We start from the raw sequence: 13,113 nt of genomic DNA, 5'->3' as shown, positions 1-13,113 counted from the left end.
ACCATTCAAATCTAGTGGTTCAACCTTCCACACAATCCCACCGAGGACCCCCGTCATGACCGAGATCGTCGTCAACGAAGCCAATCAATGGCGCCTGAACACCCCCGGCTCCGCCGGCTGGGAGAAGTCGCCTCAGCCCGGAGCCGCCAACAAGTACCTGATGATCTCGGCGGACACGCATGCCAACGAGCCGGGCAACCTGTGGGCCGAGCGCATCGATGCCAAGTACCGCGACCGCCTGCCCAAGGTGTGGATCGACGAGAAGGGCGTGCAGTGGCGCAAGATGGAAGCGTCGGAGCAGCCCGATCGCCTGATCCTTGCCAAGCTGGAGGGCGAGGACCTGGCCCGCTCCAAGGCAGGCGCCACCGCATCCGAGCGCGGTCCGAGCGTCGAGCAGCGGCTGCACGATCTGGAGCTCGACGGCATCGACGGCGAGATCATCTTCCCGGGCAAGGGCCTGGGCATGTGGTACACGTTCGACCCTGACTTTGCCCATGCGCAGTGCGAGGTCTACAACACCTGGGCCTGGGAGAACTTCGGCCCCCACGTCGAACGCCTGTCGCCCGCCGCGGCGCTGGCCACCGGCAACATCGAGGCGACGCTCAAGGAAATCGACCGTTGCCTGAAGCTCGGTTTCCGTCACTTCACGCTGCCTTGCAAGCCGCTCTTCGGCCCACCCAAGACCAACGAGCTCAACTACAACAAGGTCGAATTCGACCCGATGTGGGCCCGATTCGTCGAGGCGGGCGTGCCGGCCACGTTCCACGTTTCCACCGGCAAGGACCCGCGCACCACGCGCGGCAATGGCGGTGCGGTTGTGAACTACGTCGTGCACTCGCTGTCGCCGACGCTGGAACCGCTGGTGAACATCTGTGCCTCGGGTGTTGCGGAGCGCTTCCCCGAACTGCGCTTCGGCAGTGTCGAGGCCGGGATCGGCTGGGTGCCATGGATGCTCGACGCAATGGACGAGGCCTATCTGAAGCACCACTTCTGGGTCCGCCCGAAGCTGAAGATGCTGCCTTCCGACTACTTCAAGGCGCGCGGCTTCGCGACCTTCGGCGAGGACCGCGCAGGCCTCGGCCTGATGGAGGAGCACGGCCTGCAGGACAACTTCATGTGGGCCAACGACTATCCGCACCACGAAGGCACCTGGCCGCACTCGGCCCAGGCCATCGAACGGCAGATGGGCCATATGAGCGAGGTGTCGCGCCGCAAGGTGCTGGGCGAGAACGCCGCGCGCGTGTTCGGCTTCAAGGAAGTCGCCGCCAAGTACGGCTACCAGTTCTGACCGGGCGATGACGGCCTTCACGCCCTTCCATCCCGGGCACGATGGGCTGGCGACGGATGCTTCACGCTATGTGGACGTGGCGGGCCTGCCCTGGAAGCCCACACCCACGCCCGGCATCGAGATGAAGGTGCTGATGCAGGACGACGCCAGCGGCCTGCTGACGGCGCTGTTCCGCTGGCAGCCGGGCACGCAGTTGCCGCTGCACGAGCATGTGGAGGTCGAGCAGACCTACGTGCTCGAGGGCAGCATCGTCGACGACGAGGGCGAGGTGCGCGAGGGCGACTACGTCTGGCGTCCCAAGGGCAACCGGCACCTGGCGCGTTCGCCCGGCGGCGCGCTGGTGCTGTCTTTCTTCCTCAAGCCCAATCGCTTCCTCGAGGGGGAGCATGCGGGCAAGGAACTCAAGTGACGGTCTATCGATGTGCGTTGTTCAGCCGGCGAGCGGACGTGACGCCATCGCAGTTCGCGAGCCACTGGCTCGGCGTGCACGGGCCGTTGGCGGCCAAACTGCCCGGGCTTGGCACCTATCGTCAGAACCACATCCGCGAGCGGCTGCATGAGGCGCCGGACTCGCCCGTGCAGGCGATCGACGGCATCGCGCAGCTCTCCTTTCCGAGCATCGCGGCGATGGAGGTGTCCGACGCCTCGGCGGAGTACGCGGCCTGCAAGCTCGACATTCCAAAGTTCCAGGGCGGGATCACCATCCTGGTGATCGAAGCGGATGAACTGATGTCGGGCTCCGTCGCGCCGACCAAGCTGATGTGGGTTTCGACCCGTCGCGCCGATGTCCCGTCCGCCGGCTTGCGTGAGCGCTGGCTGGCAACGAACCGTGACGCCGCCCGCGATCTGCCCGGCGCTTGCCGCTTCGTTCAGAACTTCGTGGTGGACCGCGCCCATCCCGTATCGGCTGGCGTGCCGTCGGGCGATCCATCCGGTGCCGAAGCGGTGAGCGAGCTGTGGTTCGACGATGAGGCCTCGGCGCGCGCGGCATTGGCTTCGGCCGCGGGGCACCGGCTGGTTTTCGAAGACCCGCTGCTCGCGCCAGTGGGCGTGTACATGATGCAGGAAGTGAAGATCGTGTGAGCGGGCCGTCCTCTCGCCAAGGGGGCGATGTCGAGGCGGCCGATGTCGTCGTGATGGGCGGCGGCGCCTCCGGCCTCTCGGCTGCCATCGAGGCTGCAGCCGCGGGCGCCAGCGTGCTGGTGCTTGAGAAGAACGCGATCCCGGGCGGCAGCAGCCGGCTGTCCGTTGGCTCCATCAATGCGGCCGGCTCCCGCCTGCAGCAGCGAGCCGGTATCGTCGATTCGCCCGACGAACACTTCGAGGACATGGACCATTTCATGGGCCCGTTCGCCTCTCAGGAGAATCGTGCGTTCCGGCGTCTGCTCGTGGACAACGCGGCCGATACGCTGCACTGGCTGATGTCCCTTGGGTTGAGCTTCTACGGGCCCACCGCCGATCCGCCGCATCGCCATCCGCGCATGCACAACGTGCTGCCAAACTCGCGGGCGTATCCGTACTACCTGTCGAAGGAAGCAAAGCGCCGCGGCGAGCGAGTACTGCTCGGCGCAGAGGTGACCGAGTTGCTCCGCGCGGAAGACGGCGGAGTGCGCGGCGTCGAAGCGCTGGTCGGCGGCCGGCGCACGAAGATCGCCGCGCGGCGTGGCGTGGTCCTCTGCTCGGGCGACTACAGCAACGGCGCTGCGCTGAAGGCACGCTTCCGGCCGGAGCTCGAACACATCCCGGGTGTCAACCCGACCGCGACCGGCGACGGCCATCGACTGGCCGAAGCGATCGGCGCGCGCATCGTCAACGGCGAGGTGGTCTTCGGCCCCGGCCTGCGTTTCGGCGCGCCGGCGAAGCCGAGCCTCGTGCAGCGGCTGCCGCCTTCATGGGCGCTCGGCAGGCTCATGGCGCTGGCGCTTGCGACGCTGCCGCCCGCGCTCTTCCGTCCCTTCGTCATGTCCTTCATGACCGCGTCGCTCGGGCCGGAGGCAAGCCTGCTGCGCAGCGGCGCCCTGCTGGTCAACCGCGATGGCGAGCGTTTCGTGGATGAACAGCAGGCACCTGGCCTCGCCATTGCCGCGCAGCCGGGTGGGCAGGCGTGGCTGCTGTTCGACGATGCGCTCGCGCGCAAATTTTCGGGGCCGCCGCACCATGTCTCGACCGCTCCGGGCGTGGCCTTTGCGTACCTGGCGGACTACCGGCGGCATCGCAAGGACCTCTATCGCACTGGCGCGACTCCAACGGCCCTGGCCCGTTCGATGGGCCTGCCGGCTGATGCGCTGGAAGGCACCCTGCGGGACAGAGGGTGGCAGTCACCGCTGCATGCGCTCGGCCCACTGGAAGCGAGGATCGTGATCACCGATGGTGGGCTGGCGGTCAATACCTCGCACCAGGTGCTGCGATCGGATGACAGCGTGATCCCCCGGCTCTACGCGGCGGGTGCCACAGGGCAGGGCGGCGTGCTTCTGGCCGGCAACGGCCATCACATCTGCTGGGCGGTGACGTCGGGGAGGCGGGCGGGACGATTCGCGGCGACCGCAGCCGCGTGACTTACTGCTTGCGCGAGTTCCAGAGTTCCATGTAGTTCGCCTGCAGGCGTTCCAGGAACTTGTTCATCTCGGCGACCGCTGCATCGGCGTCGCGTGCACGAAGGTGCTTGATCAGCCGGCGGCGCGAGGGCAGGGTATAGGGGTTGTCGCTTGGGCCGATGGCCTTGACGAACTCGCGCATCACCTCCATCACGCCTTCCATCGTGATCTCGATGATGGGGTTCCGGGTGGCGGCGGCCAGCAGGTTGTGGAACTCGCGGTGCAGGTCCGCGCGTTCCTGGAAGTTACCGGCCTTGTCGGCCTTGGTGGCCTGCGCCACGTTGGCTTCGAGTGCCTTCAGGTCCTCTTCCGTCAGGCGCTCGCAGGCCACGCGCACCACGATCTCGCTGAGCCACACCCGCGCTTCCGTGAGGTGCTCGGGCTTGATGGCGCCGAGGTGATAGAGATCACGCAGGCCATTGACGACGACGCCGGAGTTGCCCGGAAGCACGAAGGCGCCGCCGGCGGCGCCCTTGCGCAGTTCGATCATTCCGCTCAACTCGAGGGCGCGCAGCGCCTCGCGAAGGGTGTTGCGGCTGACCTTGAATTTGGCGGAAAGATCGCGCTCGGCCGGGAGGCGATCGCCGGGCTTGAGCCGGCCGGTGGCCACCAGGTCGCGGATCTGCGCCGCGATCTCTTCGAACGCGCGCGAGGGTGCGATGGGCTCGAACCCAAGGGAGGATTCGAAGGCTTCTTTCGTGCGGAGGTCGGCGTGGCTCACGGCGCGGATTCTAGCCCCTCGCCCCGTTCAACCGGCCAGCGGCAACGCGGCCGCGAGCAGTTCGTTGGCGATCCTGACGACCGCCGGGCCGTCCTTGTCGGACTCGGCCACCGCCTTGTGCCAGGCGGGGTCGGCACGGAAGGCCGCCCATGCGCGGTCGCGCTCCTCGTGCGATTCCCACTGGAGCACATACTTGACCTGCATGTTGTCCTCGCCGACAGCCACGGTGAAGACCGGCGTCACCCGGCGGATGCCGTACTTCTCGAACAGCCCGAGGGTGGTCGTCTCGAAGCGCTTGAGGACGGCGGGCAGCTTGCCCGGAGCGCAGGTATAGGTTCGGAATTCGTAGAACAAGGGACAACTCCTTTTGCTAGAGCGGACGCGAGGCGAGCAGCGGCCCGTCCTCGTACTGCAGGACGACGAGCTCGATCGGCATGCCGCACTCGAACGGCTTGCCCTCGCGTTCGACGAGTCGGGTGGCGATGCGCAGGCCGATGTCGAGGTCGACCACGCAGACGGCATAGGGCGCTTCGTCCACGAACACCTTGGGTGCGGCATGGATGCGCGTCCACGAATAGAGCGTGCCGCGCTGTTCCAGCTCTTTCCATTGCATCCGCGGCGACCAGCAATGCGGGCACACCGGCTTCGGCGGGAAGGTGAACTTGCCGCAGGCTTCGCAGCAGGTGCTCTGCCAGCGGCCGTCGCGCAGGCCTTCCCAGAAGGTCTGCGTGAAGGCCGACACGCGCGGTGGATAGGCGCGCGCACGCGCCACGGGGATCATCTCGAGCGTCATCGTTGGGCCTCCATCACGTGGACAAGGGCGGCGTTGTAGTTGCCGAGTTCGCCGGTGGTCAGGCCCAGTCGCGCGTTCGCGACCTGGCGTTCGCCGGCCCGGCCGCGCAGCTGGTCTGCCATCTCGCAGTAGTTGTAGAGCGAGGTGACGTACGCCGGATGGCCGCGCGAGGTCAGTCCGCCGGAGGTCGAGATCGGGATCTGCCCGCCCAGCTTGGTGCGGCCGTCGGCGGCGGCCGGTGCACCTTCCCCGCGCCCAAAGAAGCCCACCGCCTCGCTCACCAGCACCTCGACGATGGTGCAGGGCGCATAGAACTCGGCGAGGTCGATGTCCTTGGCGGAGATTCCGGCCTGCGCATATGCAGTGGATGCCGCCTGCTTGGCGGCAATCAGCTCGGTCATGTCGTTCGGCACCTCGTTGATCTGGTGCGAGCCGTCGTGGCAGAAGCCGCGCCCGCGCACCAGCGCATAGGGGCGGCCCAGCGACTTCGCGACTTCCTCCGAAGCCAGCACCAGGCAGGCCGCGCCGTCGCTGCGGCCTGGTACGTCGTAGAGGCCCAATGGCTCCACGATCGGTCGCTGGTCCAACACCTCCGGCAGGGTGATCGGCTTGCGGTACTGCGCCAGGCGGTTCATCGATGCATGCCAGCGGTTCTTGACCGCGACCGCGCCGAGTTGCTCGCGCGTGGCGCCGTATTCGTGCATGTAGCGCATGGCGTCCATGGCGTACCAGCTGATCGGGATGAAGCCGCCTGAGGCATGGAAGTCCACGTCGCCCGTGGTTCGCATGCTGCTCATCGCATGCTCGGAGGCCGGCGTGGCCGCCTCCATGTTGACGCCCAGCGCGAGTGCGACCTCGGTGCGGCCGAGCAGGATTTCGTCGCAGGCCCGGTCGAAGCAGACGGCGCCTGTCATTCCATTGCCCATCACCTCCAGCACGCTGCCGGTGCATTGCAGGCGCAGGTGGCTGACCAGGAAGGTGGAGAAATACTTCTGCAGCGTGTAGGGCCTGGGCAGCGTCAGCACCAGGCTGCCGATGTCCTTCTTATCGACGCCGGCATCCGCGACCGCCTCGACCACCAGCTTCGTCATGATCTCCTGCTCCAGCACCTGCAGCGGCTCTTCCGCCTTGGTCTGGTGGCGGCCGACCGGGATCGCGCTGGTGCCGATGATGGCAACTCGACGAGTCATTGGGTGGGTCCCCTTGGTTGTAATGGCAGGCCAGTATATCTATAATGGTCTAACCATTCAACTTTTGGAACGACACGTGATGATTCCGAACCTCGCGTCCACCGAGACACAGAACGCCTTCGACGTGCGGGCCTTCCGCAGCGCGCTCGGCAGCTTCCCCACCGGCGTGGCCATCATCACCACGACGGGCCCCGACGGAAATCCGATCGGGCTCACCTGCAACTCGTTCAGCTCCGTATCGCTGGAACCACCTCTTGTGTCCTGGGGGCTGCGGCTGGCCAGCAAGAGCCTGGAGGCCTTCCGGCAGAGTGGTGCCTTTGCCATCAATGTCCTGGCCGAAGACCAGAAGGAGCTGTCGGCACGCTTTGCCAGCGGTGCCATCGCCGATAAATTCGAGGGCGTGGCGTGGGCGCCGGGCCACCGCGGGCTGCCGGTGATCGCCGGCAGCGTCGCCACGTTCGAGTGCGACAAGTTCGCCGAGCATCTCGCGGGCGATCATGTGCTCTTCCTCGGCCAGGTGGCGAAGTTCGACCATGGCCGGCAGGAAGCCTCGCTGGTGTTCTACAAGGGCGCCTACATGATGCTGGCGCAGTCGCTGCGCGAGCTGGCCGCCAGCGGACAGCTCGATTCGCTCCACCTCGACCAGGCGCGGCGACTGGTCAACTGCATGCTGCTGCGCCTGGCCTGCCAGAACGGTGCAACGGAAGACTTCGACGCCATCGAACGCAACATCGCGGAGATCGAGAACTATGCCGACGCGCCGCATCGCGCACAGGCGAGCATCGAGTTCTTCCGCCTGGTGACCAAGGCGGCGCACAACGACGTGCTGGTGGTCGTGGCTGAGACGCTCACGACGCTGCTGCGCCATGTGCTGCAAACCGATTCGACGCTCCGGGCCCGTCCCGAGCTGGTGCCGGTGCGCCGGAAGATCCTCACGCACATGCGCGAGCGCGATCCAGATGCGGCGGAAGCCGAAATGAGCAACTACTTCGATCAACTTCGCCGCGGTGCAGTGGCGCAGGAGGCCAGCGCATGAACATGAATGAACTGCCCACGACGGAATGCGATGTGCTGGTGATCGGCGCTGGTGCCGGTGGCCTCTCGACCGCGATCACCGCCAGGAAGAACGGCCTGGATGTCGTCGTCGTCGAGAAAGAGCCGGTGTTCGGCGGCACCACGGCCTTTTCCGGCGGCGTGCTCTGGATCCCGCTGTCATCGACTGCAAAGAAGGCCGGCTACGCCGACACGCGCGAGGCCGTCATCCGCTACATGAAGGCCGAGACCGGGCGCTGGTACGACGCGCCTGCGGTGGAAGCCTTCATCGAGAAGGGTCCCGAGATGGTGGACTTCTTCGAGCGCGAGACGGAGGTGCGCTTCATCCCCACGCTCTACCCCGACTACCACCCTGATGCCGATGGCGGCGTGGATATCGGCCGCTCGATCCTCGCCGCGCCCTACGACATCCGCGGGCTCGGGCCGGAAATGGCGCGGCTGCGGCGACCGCTTTCGACCATCACCTTCATCGGGATGATGTTCAACTCCTCGAACGCGGACCTCAAGCATTTCTTCGGTTTCACCAAGTCCTTCACTTCGTTCAGGTACGTGGTCAAGCGCCTGCTCAACCACGTGAAGGAGTTGGCGCTCTATCGGCGCGGCATCAACGTGACGAGCGGCAATGCACTGGCCGCGCGGCTGGCGAAATCGGCGCTCGACCTGAAGATCCCGATCCGCACGAGCACGCCTGCGCAGGAGCTGATCACCGACAACGGGCGCGTCGTCGGGGCTCTGGTGAAGGGGCCGGAAGGACTGCAGCGCATCATCGCCCGCAAGGGCGTGGTGCTGGCCGGCGGCGGCTTCTCGCACGACCGACAGCGCATCGCGCAGGCCTATCCGCACGTGCGTGCGGGAGGCGAGCATTTCTCGCCTGTGCCCCGCGGCAACACCGGCGACGGCGCACGCATGGCCGAGAAAGTGGGCGGGCGCGTGGAGATCCGCTTCAGTTCCCCCGCGGCGTGGATGCCCACATCGAAAGTCCCGCTGGGCAACGGCGAGTACGGCGCCTTCCCGCATCTGCTTGACCGCTACAAGCCCGGCATCATCGGCGTGCTGTCGAACGGCAGGCGGTTCACCAACGAATCGAATTCGTACCACGACGTGGGCGCAGCGATGGTCGCCGCGGGGCAGGAGGCGGACGCCGGCATGTGGCTGATCTGCGACCAGGCCACGATCGGCAAGTACGGCTTGGGCTATGCCAAGCCGGCGCCGATGCCGCTCGGGCCGCTGGTGCGCAACGGCTACCTGGTCAAGGGCGCGACGCTGCGCGATCTGGCACAGAAGGCCGGCATCGACCCGGCCGGCCTGGAGCAGACGGTGCGCGAGTACAACGAGGGCGCGGTGCGCGGCGAGGACCGGCAGTTCGGCCGCGGCACGACCTCTTTCAACCGCTACCTCGCGGACCCGGACAACAAGCCGAATCCCTGCGTCGCGCCGCTCGGCCAGGGACCTTACTACGCGCTGCGAGTGGTGATGGGCGACCTGGGCACCTTCGACGGCATCGGCACTGACGTGGTGGGGCGCGTGCTCGATGCGCAGCGCCAACCGATCGAGGGCCTCTACGCGGTAGGCAACGACCGCGCCAGCGTGATGGGCGGCAACTATCCGGGCGCCGGCATCACGCTGGGGCCGATCATGACCTTCGGCTACATCACCGGCCGCCACCTGGCTGGGCTGGAGCCGGCGCTTTCTTCTGCGACCCACACCACCACTGCAAGACAAGCCGATGTCATTCCCGCCTAAGCCACTGGTCGATCAGCGCATCTACACGATCCGGCTGCGCAAGATGCCGGAGTTCCTCGAGGTCTTCAACCGGATGGCGCTGCCGTTCCTGATGGAGACGCTGGGCACGCCGCTGGGCTTCTACGTGAGCCATGTCGGCCCGCTCAACCAGTTTGTTCACCTGTGGGGTTATGACGATCTCGCCGACTACGAACGGCGCTGCCAGGCGCGCGATGCGCACCCGGCCTTTCCAGCCTATCTGAAGGCGTCCGAGCACCTGATCACCGCACAGGAGACGCGGCTGATCAAGGCGGTCCCGATGCCCGGCTGGAGATCGCCCACCTGAAGGTTGTGCCGTGCGTGCGTGCGTGTGTGCGTGTAGGAACTCAGCGAAGATTTCAGTGGCTCCCCTAGCAGGCTGCTGAAATACTTCGTTCAAAGGTCCCCCGTCGGTGGATGTGGCGCGTTGTTTTTGCAGACCCACGAGACCCTTTCCGATGCGCGGCGCTGACACATTCACCGAAGGTTTGTTCACGATGCGACGGCTGGACGATTTCGTTCCAGCCGATCACCCGCTGCGTCGCATCCGAGTGATGGTCAACGAGGCGCTGGCCAAGATGGACGAGCTGTTCTCTCGGATGTACGAGGCCGACATCAAGGGCGGCCGCCCGAGCATCGCGCCGGAGAAGCTGCTGCGCGCGATGCTGCTGCAGATCTTGTTCAGCGTCCGCTCGGAGCGCCAGCTCATGGAGCAGACGCAATACAACATGCTGTTTCGCTGGTTCATCGGCCTGGCGATGGACGACGCGGTGTGGGTGCCGACGGTGTTCAGCAAGAACCGCCAGCGACTGATCGAACACGACGCGGTGGTCGCCTTCTTCAACGAAGTGCTGGAGACGGCCGAGAAGAAGGACTGGTTGTCGGGTGAACACTTCAGCGTCGATGGCACGCTGATTCAGGCCTGGGCCGGACACAAGAGCTTCGTTCGCAAGGACGGTGACGACGATGCCGGCGGCGGCGGGGACTTCAAGGGGCAGCGCCGCAGCAACGACACGCACGAGTCGAAGACCGATCCCGACTCGAAGCTGTATCGCAAGGGCAAGACCGGCAGCGAGCTGCGCTACATGGGGCACACGCTCACCGACAACCGTCACGGCCTGGTGGTCAACGCCATGGTCACGCAGGCCGACGGCTTTGCCGAACGGGAAGCGGCCAAGTCCATGATCTGGGACGCACGTCAGGCAACGGCGAGTGCGGACGCCGAGGTCACGCTGGGCGCGGACAAGGGCTATGACGCGGGCGAGTTCATCGAGGAGCTGCATCGCATGAAGGTCACGCCGCATGTGGCGCAGAACAAATCGGGGCGTCGCTCGGCGGTGGCCGACGAGATCGCACAGAGCGAGGGCTATGCGATCTCCCAGCGCAAGCGAAAGCTCATCGAGCAAGGCTTCGGCTGGGCCAAATTCGTTGGTCCCATCCGGCAGGTCATGGTGCGCGGCATCAAGAAGGTCGACCAGTTGTTCGTGCTGACGATGGCAGCCTACAACCTCGTGCGCATGCGGACCTTGGCAGAAGTCCGTCCGTTGGCCGCGTAGAGGGTCACAGAGAGCCCCAAATGCGCCTCAAAGCGATGAAAACCGCGTTGGACGCGAACTCAGAACGTCGAAATCACAAAACCGTGCGCAGGATGCCTTCGGCATGCTCAGTACTTCAGCAGCCTGCTAGGAAGCGCGTGTCTGGATCAAGCTACTTTTCAGTGGTTTGGCTCAGGATAGATTTCAGTTTCCTACCAGCGGAGTCGACCGGAGCCAACATACGGCTCGGTCTGGGAAGTTCGAATCCTGTACGTCCTACCGGCCGATAGTCACCGTTTATCGACCCCAAAACGGAGGCCGTCGATGCAACTCCACGCCAGCGGCGTCCCAGCGCCCATTCCAAGCCCCAAGCGCCGCGGTCCGCACGGCGTGCAGCTCGAACAGGTTTGTGAAGCCGCCGATGCGCTGCTCGCGCGAGGGCTGAAACCCACCATCGAGCGCGTGCGCCAGCACCTCGGCGGCGGCTCGCCCAACACGATCAGCCCGTTGCTCGACGACTGGTACGTGGGGCTGTCCGCGCGGGTCGCGGGTGTCGCGGTGCCGGCCGACGACGACCTGCCGACGGATCTGCGCAGCGCCTGGAACCACGCCAAGCACGAAGCGCACACCCTCGCAAACCAGGCTTTGCAGGAAGAGCATTCAAGGCTGGAGCAGGGCATGGCGAAGCTCGTTGCGGACGAGGCAGCGTTGGCGGCGCGCGAAAAAGAGTGGCTCGGCAGCAAGGACGCGATTGAAAAAGCGTTGAACGAGACACGGGAGGTCTCGGAAGCGCTTCGTTCTGAGCTCGCGGCGGCCCAGAAGGAACTCGCCGATCTGCGCGCACGCACGACGCAGCAAATCGATCAGCTGCGCGACGAGGTGGCCAAGACGAGCCATGCCCAAGGGGCCCTGCGTGATGAACACGCTCGTGTGCTCGAGGCGCGAGATGCGGCATGGCGAGAAGAGCGCGAACGCGTTCAGGCGCGCGAGGCGGCGCACGAAAAGCGCTTCCTGGCTGAGGTCGATCGCGCGCGTCAAAGTACCAAGGCGCTTGAAGCGGAGATGGCCAAGGAGAAGAAGCGGCGCGTGCAGCTCGAGGATGCATCGGCTGCGGAGCGTGCGTCCCTCGGCGCTGCGTTGCAGGAGGCGCGGAGCGTGGAGCGGGAGCTGCGAAAGGAGTTGCAGGGGAAGGGCGAGGAGCTTTCGAGAGCGCAGGCGCTTTGCCAAGGCCTTGAGGAAAGGTTGGGGGCGGCAACCCAGCAGCTGACCGAAGAAAAGGCCGCGCATGGTGCAGCGCGCGTCGCGCCATCAAGAGCAATTGCCGCGATGGGGGAGAGAGTCTCAAAGCGCTCCGCGAGATCCAAATCCAGACCTGCCTGACGGCCGTGCGCCGTTGGCGATCGAGGAGGGGTCTCGTCTTCGCCATGGCGCTCTGTCCCCAAAGTGCGCTTCAGACTGGACTGGTAGCGGGCATTCAACCGGGCGTTCACCAGTGACGGGTTCGGAACGGAATGCTGTCCTCCAAAAGAAGGATTGCCGCAAAGGCATGTGACATCCGCCGAGCCGAGCCGATGCGATGTGATTTCTTCACGTAGCGGTTGCGAGTTCCGGCACAGCCGTGAATAGATCGGCCACGAGGCCGTAGTCGGCCACCGAGAAGATCGGGGCTTCCTCGTCCTTGTTGATCGCGACAATGACCTTGGAGTCCTTCATGCCTGCCAGATGCTGGATCGCGCCGGAGATGCCCGCTGCGATGTACAGCTGCGGCGCCACGATCTTGCCCGTCTGGCCCACTTGCCAGTCGTTCGGTGCGTAGCCGGCGTCCACGGCGGCGCGGCTGGCACCCAGTGCTGCACCGAGCTTGTCCGCCAGCGGTGCCATCACTTCGGTGAACTTCTCGGCGCTGCCGAGAGCCCGGCCTCCGGAGACGATGATCTTGGCGGCGGTCAGTTCGGGACGCTCGCTCTTGGTGACTTCGCGGCCCACGAAGGCGCTCTTGCCGCTGTCGGCGACGCCTTCTGCGTTCTCGACGGCTGCGCTGCCGCCGGTGGCTGCTGCAGCATCAAAGCCGGTCGTGCGAACGGTGATGACCTTGATCGCATCGCTGCTCTGCACGGTGGCAATGGCGTTGCCGGCATAGATCGGGCGCTCGAAGGTGTCGGCGCTGTCCACCTTGGT

At 65.9% G+C, this 13,113-nt stretch carries 14 protein-coding genes; 9 read left to right on the top strand and 5 right to left on the bottom strand.

Features of this window, described 5'->3' with window-relative positions; genetic code table 11:
- Positions 1-55 precede the first annotated feature (55 nt).
- From BLW05_RS24260 to BLW05_RS24245, 4 genes are read left to right on the top strand one after another with little or no spacing between them, the layout of a single operon-like run.
- Entirely contained in the window at positions 56-1,288 is a 1,233-nt protein-coding gene (locus BLW05_RS24260) for an amidohydrolase family protein (RefSeq protein ID WP_093166132.1), read from the top strand.
- A gap of 7 nt (positions 1,289-1,295) precedes the next feature.
- A complete protein-coding gene (locus BLW05_RS24255) occupies positions 1,296-1,697 on the top strand; it encodes a cupin domain-containing protein (RefSeq protein ID WP_093166131.1) in 402 nt (133 codons plus the stop codon).
- Between the two features lie 38 nt (positions 1,698-1,735).
- Entirely contained in the window at positions 1,736-2,371 is a 636-nt protein-coding gene (locus BLW05_RS24250; protein ID WP_143044905.1) for an EthD family reductase, read from the top strand.
- The gene (locus tag BLW05_RS24245) at positions 2,368-3,843 is read left to right on the top strand and encodes an FAD-dependent oxidoreductase (RefSeq protein ID WP_093166129.1); all 1,476 of its coding nucleotides are present in this window, start codon (positions 2,368-2,370) and stop codon (positions 3,841-3,843) included. The genes BLW05_RS24250 and BLW05_RS24245 overlap by 4 nt, the downstream gene beginning before the upstream one ends.
- Position 3,844: 1 nt before the next feature.
- Here the strand turns inward: BLW05_RS24245 and BLW05_RS24240 are convergent, their stop codons facing one another.
- From BLW05_RS24240 to BLW05_RS24225, 4 genes are read right to left on the bottom strand one after another with little or no spacing between them, the layout of a single operon-like run.
- Positions 3,845-4,603: a FadR/GntR family transcriptional regulator gene (locus BLW05_RS24240; protein WP_093166128.1), complete on the bottom strand. Its 759-nt coding sequence runs from the start codon at positions 4,601-4,603 to the stop codon at positions 3,845-3,847.
- 27 nt (positions 4,604-4,630) lie between these two features.
- Complete coding sequence (locus BLW05_RS24235) at positions 4,631-4,957, bottom strand: NIPSNAP family protein (RefSeq protein ID WP_093166127.1); 327 nt, start codon at positions 4,955-4,957, stop codon at positions 4,631-4,633.
- A gap of 16 nt (positions 4,958-4,973) precedes the next feature.
- Positions 4,974-5,396, bottom strand: coding sequence for a Zn-ribbon domain-containing OB-fold protein (locus BLW05_RS24230; protein WP_093166126.1), 423 nt, complete (start codon positions 5,394-5,396; stop codon positions 4,974-4,976).
- A complete protein-coding gene (locus BLW05_RS24225) occupies positions 5,393-6,586 on the bottom strand; it encodes a thiolase family protein (RefSeq protein ID WP_093166125.1) in 1,194 nt (397 codons plus the stop codon). Before BLW05_RS24225 ends, BLW05_RS24230 begins: the two co-directional genes overlap by 4 nt.
- Before the next feature lie 79 nt (positions 6,587-6,665).
- Here BLW05_RS24225 and BLW05_RS24220 point away from each other — a divergent pair, with 79 nt between their 5' ends.
- From BLW05_RS24220 to BLW05_RS24200, 5 genes are all read left to right on the top strand, one after another.
- The gene (locus BLW05_RS24220; protein ID WP_093166124.1) at positions 6,666-7,622 is read left to right on the top strand and encodes a flavin reductase; all 957 of its coding nucleotides are present in this window, start codon (positions 6,666-6,668) and stop codon (positions 7,620-7,622) included.
- A gap of 2 nt (positions 7,623-7,624) precedes the next feature.
- On the top strand, positions 7,625-9,382 hold the full coding sequence (locus tag BLW05_RS24215; RefSeq protein WP_218135223.1) for an FAD-dependent oxidoreductase: 1,758 nt from the start codon (positions 7,625-7,627) through the stop codon (positions 9,380-9,382).
- Positions 9,366-9,707, top strand: a complete 342-nt coding sequence (locus BLW05_RS24210) for an NIPSNAP family protein (protein ID WP_093166123.1) — start codon at positions 9,366-9,368, stop codon at positions 9,705-9,707. Before BLW05_RS24215 ends, BLW05_RS24210 begins: the two co-directional genes overlap by 17 nt.
- Positions 9,708-9,858: 151 nt before the next feature.
- A complete protein-coding gene (locus BLW05_RS24205; protein ID WP_093166122.1) occupies positions 9,859-10,956 on the top strand; it encodes an IS5 family transposase in 1,098 nt (365 codons plus the stop codon).
- 303 nt (positions 10,957-11,259) lie between these two features.
- Complete coding sequence (locus tag BLW05_RS24200) at positions 11,260-12,315, top strand: DNA-binding protein (RefSeq protein WP_093166121.1); 1,056 nt, start codon at positions 11,260-11,262, stop codon at positions 12,313-12,315.
- Positions 12,316-12,522: 207 nt separating this feature from the next.
- On the opposite strand, the gene BLW05_RS24195 is transcribed toward BLW05_RS24200, so the two are convergent.
- Positions 12,523-13,113: electron transfer flavoprotein subunit alpha/FixB family protein (locus tag BLW05_RS24195; protein ID WP_218135219.1), on the bottom strand; the 591-nt coding region annotated here is incomplete at its 5' end.

The organism is Variovorax sp. YR216, assembly GCF_900107745.1.
GTDB lineage: Bacteria > Pseudomonadota > Gammaproteobacteria > Burkholderiales > Burkholderiaceae_C > Variovorax.
Note: the sequence above shows the minus strand (reverse complement) of the source record. Positions and strands in the feature narration are given on the sequence as shown.